The organism is Nitratifractor salsuginis DSM 16511 (assembly GCF_000186245.1).
GTDB classification, from domain to species: domain Bacteria; phylum Campylobacterota; class Campylobacteria; order Campylobacterales; family Sulfurovaceae; genus Nitratifractor; species Nitratifractor salsuginis.
The window spans coordinates 1,336,329-1,353,934 of record NC_014935.1; the positions used below are offsets into that span (position 1 = coordinate 1,336,329).

Sequence of the window (17,606 nt, forward strand, 5' to 3'; positions counted from 1 at the left end):
TTACCCATCACACTCATTCACAATTCTCCCGGCACTGCCGGGCGCTCCGCTTCCTCCCGTTCCCGGAGAGAGCGTGACATCGACATTGGACGTGAAGTTTCCATCTACATCTTCATGGAAACAGTAGGTGAGCGTTCCACCGTCACTGTTGTTGGCATCACCCCAGGAGTCTCCGCCATAGAGATAGATATTCCCGCTATTGGTAACGGTCATCGCTACATCGGCATAGAGATAGAGCCATCCTCCATTGCCACCCTTTGCACCGCTGAAATCTTCCTGATCTTCCGCTTCATTGGCATCCGCACCATAAAGGTAGAGATCCGCTTCATTGACGAATACCTGGGGGACATCACTTTTATTGCCGAAGTCAAAATCGATCTCGCCGTGATCATCTCCGATCCGTCCGGCCACATCTGTTCCCGCTCCTCCATTGGCTGCGATATAGGTATAGCCCTTCAGAAGAACATCGGGAACTGCACTCGGATCGTCCCGATTCTCGTAGGAAAGTTCGATGGAGAGCTCTCCTCCATCCCCTCCGATACGGCCGTCCCCTCCGTTGACGCTCAGCGGACCGCCCAACTGCGCGATCTCTTTCTTATCTCCAATCGCATGGATATCGATCCGTAGTTCCCCGCCCCGACCGGCTTGGCCTTCCGGGGCATCCCCACCTTCGGCTTCTACCGTGGCGAAGCCTTTGAAATCATTCTCAGATCGGAAACCCAAAGCGATAGATCCACCATCACCGCCTCTTCGTAAGTCAGGCCGTTTCCCCAAAGTGCCGGGAGCGTCTGATACATCCTCCCTCAGGTACTTCCCGCCATTTGCCGTGATTTTCCCTGCGAGGATAAACGGAAAACCATCCCTGTCGCTGAGATATATTCGACCGCCATCGCCAGCATCATCATCAGCCATATCACCCCCGTTGGCCGAAATGGTCCCGGCTGTATAGAGGCCGCCGTAACTGGTGATATGGATATCGCCGCCATCATAGCCGTTGAGAGCGTCTGCCTGCAGTCGTGCTGTCTGTGTTATGTAGATTGCGGCTTGATTCTCTGTGTTCAAATAAATATCCGCCTGACGTCCTCCATGCTTCCCACGTGCATCGATCGTTCCTGCGATTACCAGAGCCCGTTGCTCATTATTGTCTGTATCTGCAGTTTCCTGGTCCTCAATATACAAATCAAGATGTCCCGATTCCTGTGGATCGCTGACGTCATGGCTTCCGAGATCGATCTTTCCCTCTTCACTGATAATAATCCAACCGCCTTCCGTTGTAATGCTCAGGTTAGCGGGCCTATTCTCTGCAACGAGTTTTCCGGCTTCGTCTTCTTCCTGCCTCACAACCTTCAACACACCATCGATCACCACATCCGAAACGAAGCTGTATCGGGTCGAGTCATCCCCCTCTGCCAGCACGGTAACACCGTGATCGATGCGAAGGCCGGTCGCATTCCGATCGTTGGAAGTGTCGGCATCCTCTCCGACATTCACCATCAGCTTTGTATCCTGAGAATAGAAAGGAACACCGATCAGATGGCTGTCATTACTGTCCCGAATGGGGATCACCGTATCTGCGCTGATCTCCGCCGGGATTTGACCGAAATCGGGGGTATGTGTCGGCACTTCGAACGTGGTATCCACTTTACCACTTTTTGTAATCTTCAGATTGACGCCACTATCGATCTCTATCGAGCCGCCCTTTGATCCTGCGATTTCTCCGCTTCCTCCATTTGCATTGATGCCGACCCCAGAGTTTCCGGATTCGACGGGAGCGCTTTTCCTCGCTCCGCTTCCTCCACCTCCGCAACCGCTCAAAATCAAAACCGACACCGCCGCCATCGACAGCATTATATTTCTTTGTAACATTTTTTTCTCCTTTTCTCCGCAACCGGTCTGCTCACAGACGACTCAATCACCTCATACATTTTATTGTCACTTTAATAGATGTCTTAAAAATTAATTTTTGAAAATTTTAAGATAGAATTATCCGTATGAGAGTCTTGTTACTGAGTTCCAGTAGTCGCCATTACAATTCACTTGTGAAAGAGGGGGCTCTGCTGGGCATCCGCTTCCGGATCAAAAAGAGAGAAGAGTTGACAGAAAAGGACCTGCAGGAAAGCAGGTATGAAGCCGTCATCGTCTCCATGACAACGCCGGGTACCGTACAGAATTATCTCGAGACAATCCGCAAAATCCGCCGATATCGCAGTCGGGTCCCAATCATTGCCATCGATCATTTCGACAGCAGTTCCAAGATCGGAAACTGCCTCGAAGCGGGCTGCTCGGATTACATCAAACCCCCGGTGACCAATAAAGAGATTTTGATGAAACTCACCTTCTGGATCGAGTGGGAGACACCGGATCGTGGCCGAATCGTAACACTGAGAAACGGATACAGTTTTGATCTCTACAAAAACGAACTGACTCACCGACAGGTCCCGGTAACCCTCAGCCGTCAGGAGGGTCTTTTCCTCCATCTTCTCGCTCGCTATAGAGGATCCTTTATTTCGGCAGAGACCCTGATCGACTATATCTGGGGCTACGGCGGTGATAAAAACCGTCTGAGAGTGCTCGTCTATAAACTCCGCAAGAAAATCGCCACCCCTTTGATCATTGCCATGAGAGGAGTGGGCTACAAACTCGAAAATCTCTCCGGTGAACTCTCTCCCCACTGCCCGGTGCCCGGCAATTGAAAAAAACGTCTCCGACAGCAACTTTTGGCTAAAATAACTCCAACTCATTTCACACTATCCACGAAGGAAGCGTTCCATGTCCGAGCATTGCAAAAAAGCCTATATCACCACTCCGATCTATTATGTCAACGACATTCCCCACATCGGCCATGCCTATACCACCATCATCGCCGATACCCTGGCGATCTACTCCCGCATGGCCGGCCTGGAGACCTTTTTCCTCACCGGGACCGACGAACACGGGCAAAAGATCGAAGAGGCCGCCAAAAAGCGGGGCAAATCCCCCAAGGAGTATGCCGACGAGATCAGCGGACGCTTCAAAGCCCTCTGGGACGAATTTGACATCAGTTACGACAAGTTCATCCGTACCACCGATGAAGACCACAAACTGGGGGTCCAGGCGGCTTTTAAAAAGATGTATGAGAAGGGGGACATTTACAAAGATGTCTACCGGGGCCACTACTGCATCAGCTGCGAAGCCTTCTTCACCGAGACCCAGCTCGTCGACGGCGAATTCTGTCCCGAATGCGGCAAGCCGACCCAGATCGTTGAGGAGGAGAGCTACTTTTTCCGGCTGAGCAAATACCAGGACAAGCTCCTGGAGTGGTATCGGGAGAATGAAAAGTGCATCCTCCCCAAGACCCGCCGCAACGAAGTGATGCGCTTCGTCGAAGGAGGGCTCGATGACCTCTCCATCACCCGCACCAGCTTCGACTGGGGGGTCAAGCTCCCGCCGGAGATCAACGACCCCAAACACGTCATGTATGTCTGGCTCGATGCGCTGATGAATTACCTGACCGCACTGGGCTACGGCACCGACGAGAAGCTCCTCGATTTCTGGCCCGCCCGCGTGCATCTCATCGGCAAGGATATCCTCCGCTTCCACGCCGTCTACTGGCCCGCTTTTCTGATGAGCCTCGATATGCCCCTGCCCAAGCACATCGCGGCCCACGGCTGGTGGACCCGCAACGGGGAGAAGATGTCCAAATCCAAGGGCAACGTCATCAACCCCAAAGAGGTGGCCGACGCCTATGGCCTGGAGAACTTCCGCTACTTTATGCTCCGGGAGGTCCCCTTCGGCGGTGATGGAGATTTCAGCCAAAAGGCCCTCATCGACCGGATCAACTCCGACCTGGGCAACGATCTGGGCAACCTCCTCAACCGCCTCATCGGTATGAGCGGCAAATACAGCGAAGGCTCCGTCAGCAGCGCCAAAGTGGCCGAACTCTACGGCGACGAGCTGGCGGAAGTCCACGACTCCCTGGACAAGCTAGAGCCGCTGCTCTTTGAAATGCAGTTGCACCGCTACCTCGAAGAGCTCTGGAAGCCCCTCTCCATCGCCAACAAATCGATTGACAAATACCAACCCTGGGTGCTGATGAAAGAGGGCAAAACCGAAGAGGCCCTGGCCCTGCTGGGGCTCATCGCCAACATCCTGGCCAAGGTCTCCGTGATGCTCCACCCCGTCATGCCCAAGACCACCGATACCATCGCCCGGGCCCTGGGCTTCACGATCAACCAGACCGCCTATGAAGACCTGATCAAGCGCAAAGACCTCCTCAGCGACTTCACCATCGAAAAGGTCCCACCCCTCTTCCCCCGCATCGAAGAGCAGCTGCTCAAAGAAGCGACTCCCGCCGAAGAGAAAGCCGCTCCCAAGAAGGAGGCATCCAAAAAAGAGAAGGCCAAGAGCGAAGAGCCCCAGGGGCTCATCACCATCGACCAGTTTTTCCAAACCAGCCTCAAAGTCGGCACCGTGCTCGAAGCCGAAGAGGTCCCCAAGAGCAAAAAGCTCCTGCTTCTCCAGGTGGACCTGGGCGAAGAGCAGCCGCGCCAGATCGTCGCCGGGATCAAAGAGTGGTATGCCCCGGCGGACCTGGTCGGCACCCAGGTCTGCGTCGTGGCCAACCTCAAACCCGCCAAACTGATGGGCCTGCGCTCGGAGGGGATGCTTCTGGCCGCCAAAGATGAGGAGGGCTTGGCCCTGATCCGCCCCGAAAAGCCCAAAAAACCTGGCACACCGATCGGGTGAAAATGAAAATATCCGACCTCATCAACATCACCGGCGGCACCCTGGACAACGAGCCTCAGGTCCAGGCGATCGAGAGCGCGACCGTCTTCCCCTCCAAGGTCGAAAGAGGTGATCTCTTTTTCGCCGCACGCAACGAGGACATCCCCGCGGCGGTGGAGCGGGGAGCCTACGCCGTCATCTACGCGGGAGAGCGTCCCAGAGACCTCGACGAAGAGATCGCCTGGATCGAAGTCGATTCGGTCAAAGAGGCGGCCTTCAGGCTCCTGCGCTACGTGATGCTGCGCAAAGAGGCCGAAGTGGTCCTGCTGCGCCCCCACGAGGAGAGCTTCCTCAAGATGATCCTCACCCACAAGAGCAACATCGCCTTTCTGCCGAGAGAGTGGACCAAAGCCTTCGAAATGATCCTCAACAGCGATCAGCGGCTCTTCGTCGGCAGTGACCGGGAACTGCTCGAGACCATCACCCCCGAACCGATACGCCTGGAAGAGGAGGCCGAGGGGCAGATGATCAGCGACACCCTCTTTCGCTCCACCTTCAAAGTCCACGGCTACATTTACCAGCAAAAGGAGATGGCCCCTTTCCATTTGAGCCATCTGCTGCGTGTGGTGGACTTCTGCGACCGCGAAGAGCTCCCCTACTCCCTGGACAAGATTCACTACACCCGCCACTTCCAGCCTGTCTTCGTGGATGGAAAGCTCGAGAGCATCCCCAAGGGAAGCTCCGACCGTGTGGTAATCTTCGTCGACAATCTCCCCGACATCGTCCAGGCACGGGAGTATGTCCGCTACCAGAGCAGCTGGGCCAGGAGCATCGTCCTCACCCCGCCCAAAACCAAGGTGGAAAACGTGGAGCGCCCCTATTGGTTCCACACCCCCGAAGAGGCGAGAGAGATCCTCAAAAACACCCACTTCAACTACGCCTTCGTCTACTCCCTCGACCGGGAGATGCTCAAACAGATGCGGGAAGAGCGAACGTTGTTCTAACGCGTGTACCACGCGTGTCATTAGTCATTGGTCATTGGTTATTAGGGAAAGGTGGGGGCTTCGCCCTCTTTTAAGAGAAAGCGTCGCAAGGCGACGCCAACCAAAATTCCTAGTTACTAGTTTCTAGTTTCTAGTTACTCAAAGGATTCCCATGCTCGAAACCATGCTCCGACTCCAACAACAACTCAACGACGAAACCAACGGCCCCGGCTGGGAAGAGGGCCTCACCAACCGCGGCAAAAAGATCGACTGGCGGCGCTGCATCTGGCTCGAAGCGGCGGAGCTGGTGGAGAGCTACCCCTGGAAACACTGGAAAAACATCGACGCGGCGCCCGATTACGATAATATCCGCATCGAAGCGGTCGACATTTGGCACTTTGTGATGAGTGAAGCGCTGCGTTTGAACCGGCTCGAGGGAGACGGGGATATCTCCAAACTGGCCCGACGCATCGCCGAGACGGAGAGCTACTGCGATTTCGCCCGGGGAGCGCTCAAGCGGCCCGAAGATATCTACAAACAGATCGCTACCGTCGAATCCTTCGTCGCCGCCCTCTTCGCCCAGGCACCCATCGAGGAACTTACCGCCCGTTTCTTCGATGTGGCGGCGTTGGGGGAGCTGGATCTAAATACACTCTACAGCCTCTACGTGGGCAAGAACATCCTCAACCGCTTCCGCCAGGATCACGGCTACAAAGAGGGAAGCTATCTCAAAGAGTGGGAGGGGCGTGAAGACAATGTTGTGATGCAGGAGATCCTCGCCCAAAACCGAGGCATCGGGCCCGAAGAGCTCTATGCCAAACTCGAAGCCGCCTACCCCGGAGCAAAATAATGCCCCGGCTCAGCAATCCCCTTGAAGGAATCGCCATTCTCTCCACCGGCGGGACTTTCAACAAGATCTACGATCCGATCGCCGGGGAGCTCAGAGTCGATCCCCACTCCCAAGCCGTCCAAGAGCTTTTGAAGCACTGGAAGTGCCAAGCGCCCCTCATCAATATCATCGGCAAGGACAGTCTGGAGATGAACGAAGAGGACCGCCGACTCCTGGCGCAGACCGTTCAAGAGCGGCCGGAGCGAAAGATCCTCATCGTCCACGGCACCGACACAATGGACCTCAGTGGCGCCCATCTAGCCCGGCACTGCCCCGATCGGCAGATCGTACTTGCCGGTGCGATGATCCCCTACTCCATCGACCCGGTGGAAGCCACCGCCAACTTCGCCTCGGCGATCGGCTGGCTGCTTGGCAATGATGCTCCGGGAGTCTTTATCGCGATGCACGGCCTGGTCCTTCCCTATGATCGGATCGTCAAGGATCGTGAAAAAGGGATTTTCGTCCACAAGGCATAATTTTTATCGAGCGTCTAACACTCGTGCTTCAACTGCGAAACACGGGACTCAGAGAATCTCCCCGCCTCCCAGCAATCTCTCTCCATCATAAAAAACGGCGAACTGTCCCCTCGCCAAGCCGTAGACCGGTTCACCCAGCTCTACCCGGCCCCGCTCTCCGTCGATAACGACGTGGGCGGGGATGGCCCGGGTGCGGTAGCGGACTTTGACCTGGCAGTCAAACTCCGTCAAATCCTCGAAGAGGTTGATCCGACTAATCTCGAAGCTTCGCTCCTCCAGCTTCTCCCGCGTCCCGACGACGATGCGGTTGCGCTCGGGGTCGACGGAGAGGACATAGTGGGGATCATGAGCCCCCCGCACGGTAAAGCCCCGGCGCTTGCCGATGGTGTAGTGCATATAGCCCTTGTGGGTGCCCACCACTTCACCCGCTTCGTTGAGCACCTCTCCTTCCCGGTCGATCTCCATATGGCGCTGGAGCACTTCGGTGTAATCGTTCTCGACGAAACAGATTTCACTGCTCTCCTTTTGGGTGGCCAGGTCCTGCAGCACCGGGATCTCGGCGGCGTAGGCTTTGACCTCCTCTTTGAGCCACTCTCCCAGCGGGAAGAGAAGTCGAGGGATCACTTCTTTGCGTACCTGGGCCAGGAAGTAGCTCTGATCCTTGCTCCGGTCCCTCGCCATATAGATATAGCGGCCGTCGCTTCGGACGTAGTGACCCGTGGCGACCTTTTCGATCCCCAGGGAGTCGGCGAACTCCAGCATCCGGCCGAATTTGATCTGACGGTTACAGACCACGCAGGGGTTGGGGGTGCGGCCGGTGCGGTACTCCTCGACGAAATAGTCGTAGACCTCCTGCCGGAAATCACCCGAGATATCGAGGAAATGGACCTCCACGCCCAGATACTCCCCCACCCTTCGGGCCTTGGCGTAATTCTCCCGGTGGTAAGCCTCGTTGTCGTGGAGCTTCATATAGACGCCGACAACCTCGTAGCCCTCTTTTTGCAGGAGCAGCGCCGCTACGGTGGAGTCCACCCCGCCGCTCATTCCTACCAGAACCTTCTTCTCAGCCATCGATCCGCTCCCTGATCTCCAGGGCGTAGTGCCCGTTGCCGCCTCGTACCAGCCGGGCGATCGCCAGAGGCTCTTCGCCCACGAAGAGGAGGATCTGTTCCAGCACCGGATCGGGAAGCTCCAGGCGCCCCCCTTCCCGAACTTCACTTTCGGGCACTACCGCGATACGACTCTCCACAAGAACACGCTTGCGCTCCGGGATCTCCGCCTCCCCGTCACACAATCGGCTCACGAAACACTCGCTTCCCTCGCACCGGACCTCGGCGACCCTGCGCCCTGCCCTGCGGATCTGAAGCCTGGGCAGATGCTCCCCCAGATCGATCCAATCCCCCGCCCTCAATTTGGCCAGATGCTTCTCCTTGAGGCTCAGAGGCTCCAGAGCCAGACAGGGCTCCAGGACTTTGCTGTGCAAGAGTCGGGAACGGTTCAGCCGCCTTGCCTGGGTCTCAAGCATGGAGCTCCCCCGTGAAGGCTTCGAGTATCCGCTCTTTGCTCGCCGGAAGTAGGTCGTCGGGGACCTTCTGCCCCGTGCTGATGTAACTCACCGGCAGATGCTTTTCGGTCAAAAAGGCGATGAGATCCCCCACCCGTTGGGTCTCGTCGAATTTGGTGACGATGGCATTGTCTACCCGGATGAAGTTGAAATGTTCATAGATCTCCCGGATGTCTTCGTACTTGGCCGTCGCAGAGATCACCAGGCTCGTCGTAATTTCCCGGTTCTGCACACTTTTGAGAAATTCAATGGTTTTGATGAGCCGGTCGGTATCGTAAGGAGAGATCCCCGCCGTATCCACCAGCACCACATCGTAATCTTTCAACGCGTCGAGATGCTGAGCGAACTCTTCGATCCGCTCCGCTCTGCGATGCTCCAGGTGGAGGATCCTCGCGAAATTGTCCAGTTGTTCATAGGCCCCCGCCCGCCAGGTGTCCAGGTTGATCAGCGCCACCTTGTATTCCCGATCCAGCAAATAACTGTATCGGGCGGCCAGTTTGGCGATGGTGGTGGTCTTGCCCACGCCGGTGGGCCCCACCATCATCATCACCCGGGGAGTCGAAAGCTCTTCGGGGACCACCTCCAGGCCCTCGTCGATCTCTTCGAGGAGATAGCTCAGCAGCAGTGCTTCGTCGGCGGCCACCGGAGTCCCCAGCACCGGCTCCAGATGCGCTTCGAGCCACTCCCGGCGCAAGCCTTTGGACTCCAAAAGGCTCAGGACCTTTTGGACCTTTTCATCTTCAGCCGTCGTCAGGCCCGCCGCCGCTTTCATCCGATGCATCTGATCCTGAAGCTCCTGGATCTCCCGGATCAGCTCCTCCTCTTCACTCATCCCCAGGCTCTCCAGATAAGCCTCTTCGGGCACGGCGACCGTAATCTCAGCCGAGAGCTTGCCGTCACGGTCTTCGCGTTGACGCGCCTGCAGAAGCTCCAGACGCTCCAAGTGGGGATATTTGGCCTTCGCCAGGGCATAAGCCTCTTTGGGGGTAGGGGCTTCAAAGGTCTCTTCTACCATCTTCTCTTTTCCTTTCTGCTAGGGGGCCGTATCGGCCTCGCCTCTTCTCCTTTTCAGCTTCCTGATCGCTCGCAGGGGGAGCCTGCTTCTCATCCAGCTTAGCGGCAAGCGCACCGAATCCCGATCCTGCCAGTGTGGGTGGGGGATCTGAAGATCGGGAAGGTCGACCCGTTGCTCCCCGTAAAAGAGGATATCCAGGTCCAGGGTCCTCGGCGCATCCTTGAAAGTTCGGACACGTCCGAAACGGCGTTCGATCCCCTGAAGCCGCCGCAGAAGCTCCATCGGGCTCAGCGTCGTGGCGATGCGCAGCACCGCATTGTAAAAATCGGGTTGTTCCAGGTATCCGAAGGGGGGATTGATCAGAATCGGAGAACACTCCAGCACCCTGATCCCGGACGAGCGGGCCAGGGCATGCCGGAGATGCTCGAAACGCCGCGGCACATCCCCCAGGTTCCCCCCGATCCCGATCCAGGCTTCCCGTTCACCGCGGCGGAGCGTTTGGGCCGGGAGGCGGCAGGGAAAAAGCTCGGTGCGCAAAAGGGTCAGCCCGGGGCCGATTCTCTTGCGCAGAACCGCCATCGCCTAGAGGATCTCCGCCCGGCCGTGGCGCATCACCACCATATCCTCGATCCGGATCCCGAACGCTCCGGGCAGGTAGATCCCCGGCTCGACGGTAAAAACCATCCCATCCTCGATCCGGGTGCGGCTCCGGGAGGAGATGTAGGGCATCTCGTGGATATCCAGACCCACGCCGTGGCCGGTGGAGTGGACGAAATACTCCCCGAAGCCCGCCTTTTCGATCACGTCGCGGGCCAGAGCGTCCACTTTGCGGGCTTCCATCCCGCTGCGGGCCTTTTCAATCGCCTTGTCATGGGCTTTGAGGACCGTATCGTAAGCCCTTTGCATCTTCCGGGATTTGAATCTCTGGAGGGTCCCGAAATCGAAACCTTTGACCACCCGGGCGGTCCGGGTGCGGTCGGAGCAGTAGCGCTTGTATTTGATCCCGGCGTCCACCAGGAGCAGGTCGCCTTTTTTGAGCTTGCGCCTGGTGGGCAGGGCGTGGGGTTTGGCAGCGTTGGGGCCGATGGCGACGATGGGGTCGAAGCTCAACTCCCGTTTGCCCTCCTTGCGCAAGATCCGCTCCGCCAGGAAATGGAGGCTCCGTTCATCTTCGCCGAAGCCTTCTTTGCTGAAGGCTTTGGCGATTTTGTCGAAGGATTTGGCCCCCAGACGGGCCGCTTTGGCCAGCAGCTCGATCTCTTCGGGGCGTTTGATGATCCGTTTGCGGTGGGACCAGTCCGGCTCGGCTTTCCAGCGGATATCGCCGGCAGCCTGCAGACGCCCGAAAGCGTAGCAATCCCACTCTTTAGGATCGTAGGCACAGCGTTTGACCTTCGATCTCTTCAAACGCTTGGCCGCGGCAGCCAGGATATCCCAGGCGACGACCACCTCGGCCCCCCGAACCGCCTCCCTGGCTTCGACGCCGTAGCGGCCGTCGGTGAAAAACCATGCTTCATCCCCCAGCTGCAGATAGATCGCGTTGTCGCAGCTGTAGCCGCACTCGTAGTAGAGAGCGCTCTCATCACGCAGGAGGATGTTTTTCACCGCTTCAGCCCTGCTGCTGCATCTGCTTCTGGGCCTCCTGGGCCGCTTTGATCTCGTTCATGATCTGGGTGATCCCGATCATAGCCAGATGGTAGCCGAAGGGCCCCATACCGGCGATCACTCCGGCGCAGACCTCCGCCGTAATCGACTTGCGGCGGAACTCTTCGCGGGCGTGGATGTTGGTCAGATGGACTTCGATCGCCGGGATCTGTACCGCCGCCAGGGCGTCACGGATGGCGATGGAAGTGTGGCTGTAGGCAGCAGGGTTGATGATGATCCCCTGGGCATCCCCCATACATTCCTGGATCCGGTCGACGATTTCCCCTTCGAGATTGCTCTGGAAAAACTCGATCTCCAGGCCGTTCTCCTGGGCGAAACGTTTCATCTGCTCGTGGATCTGCTCCAGTTTCATGGGACCGTAGATGTGCTGCTCTCTGACACCGAGCATATTGAGATTGGGACCTTGAATGACGACAACTTTCATACTGTTCGTTCCTTTTCGATAAATCTAAAATGGTCAATATTCTAGTAGAAATGGGGTTAAGCGGCGTTGAAAACGACTCGACAACCGAGTAACCGAGAAACTAGTAACTAGCAATTTTTTTCCTGCGGTCTCAACGCTCAATGCCGATATAATTGCATCAAAACTTCCAAAAGGAGCCCTGATGGTTACGATCCTCCAGGCTGAATACATTTATACCCCTGACGGGTACCGCAAAGAGGCGGCGGTGGCTTTCGATGAAAAGATCCTGGCGCTCGATACCCCGCAGGCTCTCCGGGAGCGCTATCCCGAAGCCTCCTTCATCGATGCGGGAAGCGACACGATCCTCTATCCCGGCTTCATCAATGTCCATACCCACCTGGAATACTCTGCCAACAAAACGCGGCTGGAGTACGGGGAATTCATGCGCTGGCTCGAGAGCGTGATCCGGGAACGCGACGAGCTGGTCAACGAAGCGGACAACGCCCTGATGGAAGCCGCCTGCCGTCAAATGCTCCGCGACGGGATCACCTCTTTCGGGGCGGTCTCCACCTTCGGGACCGACCTGGAGGTCTGCCGCCGGGTTCCCCAGCGGGTGGTCTATTTCAACGAGATCATCGGCTCCAACCCCGCCGCTATCGACGTGCTCTACGAGGATTTCCTCCAGCGTCTGGCCGCCTCCCGTGACACCCGGCCCGAAGAGCGCATCACTCCGGCCGTAGCGATCCATGCCCCCCACTCCGTCCACCCCGTCGCCGTCCGCCGCGCCGTCGGGATCGCCAGGGAGGATGGGCTGCCCCTTTCGTGCCATTTTCTCGAATCTCCCGAGGAGCGCGAGTGGCTCGAAAAAGCGGAAGGGGGCTTCAAACCCTTCTTCAAAAACTATCTCAAAAGCGAGCGGCCCGTCACCGGTATCGAGGAGTTTCTCTCCCATTTCGACGGTTACCCCAGTCTTTTCGTCCATGCGGTACAGACCACCGAAGAGGAGCGGGGATACCTGGCCGAACAGGGGCACCATGTGGCTCACTGCCCCCGCTCCAACCGGCTGCTGGGTTGCGGCCGCTATCCTCTGGAGGACCGCCGGGTCCCTGTGGCCCTGGCTACCGATGGGCTGAGCTCCAACTGGTCGCTGAGCCTCTTTGACGAGATGCGCGCGGCGTTGATGCTCCACCACCAGGCCCCTCTTCGTGAACTCTCGGAGCTTCTGATCCGCGCCGTCACCTCCGAAGCGGCCCGATCCGTCCGAAGCGACGCCGGCCGCATCACCCCCGATGCCCCTGCCGATTTCGCCCTGATCCGTCTCCCCCAGCGTTTGGAGCGAATGGAAGATTTGGCCCTTCAAACCATCCTCCACACCCAAAACGCCGAACGGGTCTGGATCGCCGGGGAAGAACAGATCCTCGATTGAGGCCCGGGATCACCTCCACTGATGAGTTTAATAAATATAAATAATATTTATTGTAAGGCTTTATTTATATAAATACAATAGAATTACACTTACATAAGCCATACAATAAAGGAGTCCTTATCATGGAGAAAAAATATTGGAATCCCTACTTTGGCGGGGTCGTTCTGGGCACGCTGCTCTTTCTGACCTTCGCCATCGCTTCCCAGGGGTTCGGCGCCAGCGGGACCTTTTCCCGGGCGACGGCCCAGCTGCTGGTCGACAGCGACAAGAGCTGGCTTCATAACGCCTACATCGCCAGCTACTTCCGCCACGGAGACAATGCCCTGCTCAACTGGACGGTCGTGGAGACTATCGGAATCTTCCTCGGCGGTTTTGTTAGCGCCCTGCTGGCAGGCCGTCTGATGATCCGCCCCGACAAGGCGCACAACTACCCTCTCGCCAAACGCTTTCTCTGGGCCCTGGTCGGAGGCATGATCATCGAATTCGCCACCCGGATCACCCGGGGCTGCACCAGCGGCCAGGGGCTCGACGGAATGGCTACCTTCTCGGTAGGGACCTGGATCTTCATGTTCTCCGTTTTCGGTGCGGCACTGATCTTCTCACCCTTTTTCCGCAAACAATGGGTCGACGATTCCCAGGGAGGTGAGTGATGAACGATCTGATCCTTCCTCTCTATAAAAACGGCTTTCTCACACCGGAAGCCAACTTCTTTTTCGCCATCGTCATGGGCTTCGCCTTCGGTTTTGTCCTGGAGCGCACCGGCTTCACCCGCGCCCAGCACATCGCCGACACCTTCTACTTCAGAAACCTGGCGGTGCCCAAGATCATGGGGGTCACCGTCATTACGGCGACGACCTGGTTCATCCTCTTCGCCTGGATGGGATGGATCGATCTCAACGCCCTCTTCACCCCCTCTACCTATGTCTGGCCCTATGTCGTGGGCGGCATCATTTTCGGCTTCGGAATGGTGATGTCGGGGTACTGTCCGGGAACCGCTGTCGCAGGCCTGGGAAGCGGCAAGAGCGATGCCCTGGTCTTCCTGCTGGGTCTCTTTGGAGGAGCTTTCATCTATTTCCTCCTCTATCCCCTGATCTCGGGCTTCGTCAGCTCGGGCAACCTCGGTGTCCTGAAGCTCCACGATCTCTTCGGAGGCAACGAATACACCTCCTACATCCTGACCGTAGCCCTGGAGACAGGAATCATCGGCTTCCTGATGCTTTTGCAAACATTGACCAACAAAGGAGAGAAATAATGACTACAAGTAAAGTGGCCGTCGCCGGCGGCATCCTGATCCTCATCGGTGGGCTGGCCCTGGCCTTCTACACCGGAACCAACGGAGCGGCCCTCGTCGCCGCCAAAGCCAAAGCGGTAGAGAAGTACGTCGCCCTGGCAGAGAAATCTCTCAGCTCCGGGGATCTCTCCAAGGCGGAGAAATATGCCAAAGAGGCCCTGGTCGTCGACCCCAAAAACAAGAAGGCGCTGAGCGAATTCAAAAAGATCGCCCTCGCCTCCTGCCCCAAAGTCGCGGCAGCGCCGGCAGCAAACAACGGCGCCGCAGAAGGCACTAAAGCAAAGGCGGCTCCCGCTGCTGCAACTCCCGCCGCCAAACCCGCCGCTCCCCAGGCGGAGGAAGACGAAGAGATGGGCTGCATCTAAGCCCCTCCGCTCTCATTAAACTTACTGACTTAACCTTTAAACTTCTTTCCCAAACCTTTCCGGCGATTTTATAGACGACCCTCCCCTCAGTACAGGTCCCAGATCCCTTTTGGGCCAGGCCAACAGGATGGTTACGATGGCGGCAACGGTGACCGCATAGACCCAGCCGGGAATGGGCACCGGTTCACCCGAGGCATAAGAGTGCATTCCGCTGAGATAGAAATTAACCCCGAAATAGGTCATGATCACCGAAGCGAAAGCGAGGAAGGAGGCAGTCGCCAGGATAAAGGGACGGTCCCATCGGCGGATCAGGCGTAGATGAACGACGATGGTATAGACGATGATACTGACATAGGCCCAGGTCTCCTTGGGGTCCCAGCCCCAGTAGCGGCCCCAGGATTCGTTGGCCCAGACACCGCCGATGAAGTTGCCCACCGTCAACATCGAGAGGCCGAGGATCAGCGCGGCCTCATCCACGGCGACCAGCCGGCGGATCGCCCGGTCGATTTGGGGACGCTTGGCCGGGTTGCGCAGGATAAAAAGCCAGAGCACGATGTAGCCGACCAGCGCCCCCAGCCCCAGGAAGCCGTAGCTGGCGGTGATCACCGAGACGTGGAGCGTCAGCCAGTAGGATTTGAGCACCGGGACGAGGTTGGTGATCTGGGGATTGATGTTGCTCAGATGCGCCGTGAAGAGAAAAATCCCCGCCACCATCACCGTCGCGCCCAATACCAGCAGCGAATGGCGGAAGAAGATCAGCCCCGCCAGCATCGCCGACCAGGAGATGTAGAGAAGCGACTCGTAGGCATCACTCCAGGGAGCGTGCCCGGCGATGTACCAGCGCAGCCCCAGGCCGAAGGTGTGCAGGGCAAAGAGAAGGATCAACACCGCCCCGGCACCCAACCGGATCCTCCGGAACCAGGGTCCGGGGTTCTCCCGCAATATCTCGGCGAAGCCCGCCAGGATCAGCACCAGCCCCAGCAGCAGATAAAGGCCCACCAGCCGAGGAAAGAGATGGAGCCGGTTGTAAAGAAGCTCTGCGTCAATCTTCTCTTTGGGCGGGATGAGGGAGGCTCCGTAGCGCTGCTGGTAGTGGCGGATCTGCCCGACCATCCGGTCGGCCGCCTGCCAATCCCCCGCTGCCGCAGCGTCGATGAAATGGCGGGTGAGCGCCTCCACTGTGGCACGCTCTTTTCCGGCGAATTTCTGCATTGCCTCCAGGGGATTGTACCAGGTGTTGTGGGGATCGCCCGGCATCGGGAAGATCCGGTAGAGGTTGCCGTAAAAGACCATATAGATGACGTTGAGCTTCTCGTCCAAGGCAATCACTTCCCGCTCGAAGGTCCCCCGCTCCCCCGGCTTGATCCGGTTGGCCTCTTCCACATATTTCTTGAGTTTGTAACCCTTTTTCCCCTCGAAAGCATCGGCGAAGGCGGCGTATTTCTCTCCGTCGGGAAGCCCCAGGACTTTACGGAGTTTCGGTGATTTGACCTTGAGGAGTCTGGCGTAGCGCCAAAGTTCGGGGCGGCTGAGCATCCCCATCAACACCTGGTCCTGATCCATCCCCTTCCAGGAGAGGCTGCCGTGGAGTTTGTAGAGCAGCTGGGTATCGAGGGAGTTGACCGGCTCCATCCTCCCCATAGGGGACTGGACGATCAGCCGGCCGAAGTTCCCAGCCGTCGCCGCGGAGCCCTGACGATAGCCCGGCAGGTAGCGCTCGAAATCGGACGGAGTCGCCGCCTCGACAGGCAAAAAACCTGTGCCCAGGATCACCAAAAGTGCCAGAAACGGTGCCGTCGCTCTCAGGTAGCGGACCAGCTTTCCGAAACGGGACGTAGGATCGAAGAGGTTCCATAGCAGCCCCAGGGCCAGGAGAATGTATCCCAGATAGGTGGGCCATTTGCCCGGATCGTCGTTGACGCTGAGGATCGTCCCCCGCTCATCCTGATCGTAGGAGCTCTGGAAAAACTTGTAGCCCCGATGGTCCAGGGTATGGTTCATATAGATCCGGTAGTCGAAATTTCCCGATTTCGGATCGATCACCGTCACTTCGCTGGCGTAGGAGCTGGGTGCCATCGAACCGGGATAGCGCTCCAGCTGAAAATCCCGCAACTTCAGGGCAAAGGGAAGATGAACCACTTTGGAGCCGAACTCCACGGTTACCTTCACGTCGCCGAAATCGAGGGTCTTGGGAAAACCTTTGCCTCCCCGCCGCCCCACCAACCGGGTCACTTTGCAATCTCCCTCATAGCAGACCTTCACGCTCAGCAGCCCCATCGTCGCACGCCCCTTTTTGGCGAACTTGTAGTCGACAAATTGGACCGTCAGCTCTTTGCCCCCGTCAAAGAGGATGATCTCCCTGAAACTGTTGTCGCCGATAGCGGAGAAATCCTTTTGAAACTCCTGGTACCAGCTCCCCCTGGGTGTATGGATCGTTACCTGCAGATAGGGCTCGGCAGTCAGCATCCGATTTTCGCTTTTGCCCTCGCGAATGTGGAGAATCCCCTCCTGGCCGAAGTAGTGAGTCGTCGCCGCCCCGATCCCGATGAGCAAAAAGGCGGAATGGAAGAGAAAACGGGGCGGATGCCGCCACATCCTGTAGCGCCAGATGACCCCGGCTAGGTTGATCCCGGCCAGAAAGAGCGCCCCGATATACCACCAGCTGTAGTAGACCAGCACCCGGGCGGTGGAGGTCCCGTAATCGTTCTCGATAAAGGTCGCCGCCGCGGCACCGATCCCGAGGATCGCCAGCAGCAGCAAGGTGGTCTTGATGGAAAAAAGAAAGTTAAAAACAGGTCTCATAAAGACTCTTTTTTGTTATTGGT

General features: G+C 57.6%; 17 protein-coding genes. 9 read left to right on the forward strand and 8 right to left on the reverse strand.

The window, feature by feature from the left end; translation table 11 throughout:
• The gene (locus NITSA_RS06780) at positions 1–1,866 is read right to left on the reverse strand and encodes a hypothetical protein (RefSeq protein WP_013554278.1); all 1,866 of its coding nucleotides are present in this window, start codon (positions 1,864–1,866) and stop codon (positions 1–3) included.
• A 173-nt stretch (positions 1,867–2,039) separates the two neighbouring features.
• Between NITSA_RS06780 and NITSA_RS10910 the strand changes: the two genes are divergently transcribed.
• The 5 genes from NITSA_RS10910 (at position 2,040) to NITSA_RS06805 (ending at position 7,052) form a co-directional block, all read left to right on the forward strand.
• Positions 2,040–2,693: a response regulator transcription factor gene (locus NITSA_RS10910; RefSeq protein ID WP_052296612.1), complete on the forward strand. Its 654-nt coding sequence runs from the start codon at positions 2,040–2,042 to the stop codon at positions 2,691–2,693.
• A gap of 76 nt (positions 2,694–2,769) precedes the next feature.
• Positions 2,770–4,725, forward strand: a complete 1,956-nt coding sequence (gene metG / locus NITSA_RS06790) for a methionine--tRNA ligase (protein ID WP_013554280.1) — start codon at positions 2,770–2,772, stop codon at positions 4,723–4,725.
• A gap of 2 nt (positions 4,726–4,727) precedes the next feature.
• Positions 4,728–5,708, forward strand: coding sequence for a hypothetical protein (locus tag NITSA_RS06795; protein ID WP_042203846.1), 981 nt, complete (start codon positions 4,728–4,730; stop codon positions 5,706–5,708).
• Between the two features lie 151 nt (positions 5,709–5,859).
• Positions 5,860–6,537 (forward strand): dUTP diphosphatase, encoded by a 678-nt coding sequence (locus NITSA_RS06800; RefSeq protein ID WP_013554282.1) that lies wholly within the window; start codon positions 5,860–5,862, stop codon positions 6,535–6,537.
• Positions 6,537–7,052, forward strand: a complete 516-nt coding sequence (locus NITSA_RS06805) for an asparaginase domain-containing protein (RefSeq protein WP_013554283.1) — start codon at positions 6,537–6,539, stop codon at positions 7,050–7,052. Before NITSA_RS06800 ends, NITSA_RS06805 begins: the two co-directional genes overlap by 1 nt.
• 48 nt (positions 7,053–7,100) lie before the next feature.
• Here NITSA_RS06805 and mnmA read toward each other — a convergent pair whose 3' ends face one another.
• The 6 genes from mnmA to aroQ are packed head-to-tail and all read right to left on the reverse strand — an operon-like array spanning position 7,101 to position 11,720.
• A complete protein-coding gene (gene mnmA, locus NITSA_RS06810; protein ID WP_013554284.1) occupies positions 7,101–8,123 on the reverse strand; it encodes a tRNA 2-thiouridine(34) synthase MnmA in 1,023 nt (340 codons plus the stop codon).
• Positions 8,116–8,577: a hypothetical protein gene (locus NITSA_RS06815; RefSeq protein ID WP_013554285.1), complete on the reverse strand. Its 462-nt coding sequence runs from the start codon at positions 8,575–8,577 to the stop codon at positions 8,116–8,118. The genes mnmA and NITSA_RS06815 overlap by 8 nt, the downstream gene beginning before the upstream one ends.
• Positions 8,570–9,631: a flagellar biosynthesis protein FlhF gene (locus NITSA_RS06820; RefSeq protein ID WP_013554286.1), complete on the reverse strand. Its 1,062-nt coding sequence runs from the start codon at positions 9,629–9,631 to the stop codon at positions 8,570–8,572. Before NITSA_RS06820 ends, NITSA_RS06815 begins: the two co-directional genes overlap by 8 nt.
• A gap of 18 nt (positions 9,632–9,649) precedes the next feature.
• Positions 9,650–10,210 carry a 2-amino-4-hydroxy-6-hydroxymethyldihydropteridine diphosphokinase gene (gene folK, locus NITSA_RS06825; protein ID WP_013554287.1) on the reverse strand — a complete coding sequence of 187 codons (561 nt, stop codon included), beginning with the start codon at positions 10,208–10,210 and terminating at the stop codon, positions 9,650–9,652.
• Between the two features lie 3 nt (positions 10,211–10,213).
• Positions 10,214–11,236 carry a M24 family metallopeptidase gene (locus NITSA_RS06830; RefSeq protein WP_013554288.1) on the reverse strand — a complete coding sequence of 341 codons (1,023 nt, stop codon included), beginning with the start codon at positions 11,234–11,236 and terminating at the stop codon, positions 10,214–10,216.
• Between the two features lie 4 nt (positions 11,237–11,240).
• On the reverse strand, positions 11,241–11,720 hold the full coding sequence (aroQ, locus tag NITSA_RS06835) for a type II 3-dehydroquinate dehydratase (RefSeq protein WP_013554289.1): 480 nt from the start codon (positions 11,718–11,720) through the stop codon (positions 11,241–11,243).
• A 181-nt stretch (positions 11,721–11,901) separates the two neighbouring features.
• Here aroQ and mqnF point away from each other — a divergent pair, with 181 nt between their 5' ends.
• The 4 genes from mqnF to NITSA_RS06855 all read left to right on the forward strand — a co-directional run bounded on the left by mqnF (position 11,902) and on the right by NITSA_RS06855 (position 14,781).
• The gene (gene mqnF, locus NITSA_RS06840; protein WP_013554290.1) at positions 11,902–13,125 is read left to right on the forward strand and encodes an aminofutalosine deaminase family hydrolase; all 1,224 of its coding nucleotides are present in this window, start codon (positions 11,902–11,904) and stop codon (positions 13,123–13,125) included.
• Positions 13,126–13,247: 122 nt separating this feature from the next.
• Positions 13,248–13,775, forward strand: coding sequence for a YeeE/YedE thiosulfate transporter family protein (locus NITSA_RS06845; protein WP_013554291.1), 528 nt, complete (start codon positions 13,248–13,250; stop codon positions 13,773–13,775).
• Positions 13,775–14,377 carry a YeeE/YedE thiosulfate transporter family protein gene (locus NITSA_RS06850; protein WP_013554292.1) on the forward strand — a complete coding sequence of 201 codons (603 nt, stop codon included), beginning with the start codon at positions 13,775–13,777 and terminating at the stop codon, positions 14,375–14,377. The genes NITSA_RS06845 and NITSA_RS06850 overlap by 1 nt, the downstream gene beginning before the upstream one ends.
• Complete coding sequence (locus NITSA_RS06855) at positions 14,377–14,781, forward strand: hypothetical protein (RefSeq protein WP_013554293.1); 405 nt, start codon at positions 14,377–14,379, stop codon at positions 14,779–14,781. Before NITSA_RS06850 ends, NITSA_RS06855 begins: the two co-directional genes overlap by 1 nt.
• Before the next feature lie 36 nt (positions 14,782–14,817).
• Here the strand turns inward: NITSA_RS06855 and ccsA are convergent, their stop codons facing one another.
• A complete protein-coding gene (gene ccsA / locus NITSA_RS06860; protein WP_013554294.1) occupies positions 14,818–17,583 on the reverse strand; it encodes a cytochrome c biogenesis protein CcsA in 2,766 nt (921 codons plus the stop codon).
• Positions 17,584–17,606: the final 23 nt, after the last annotated feature.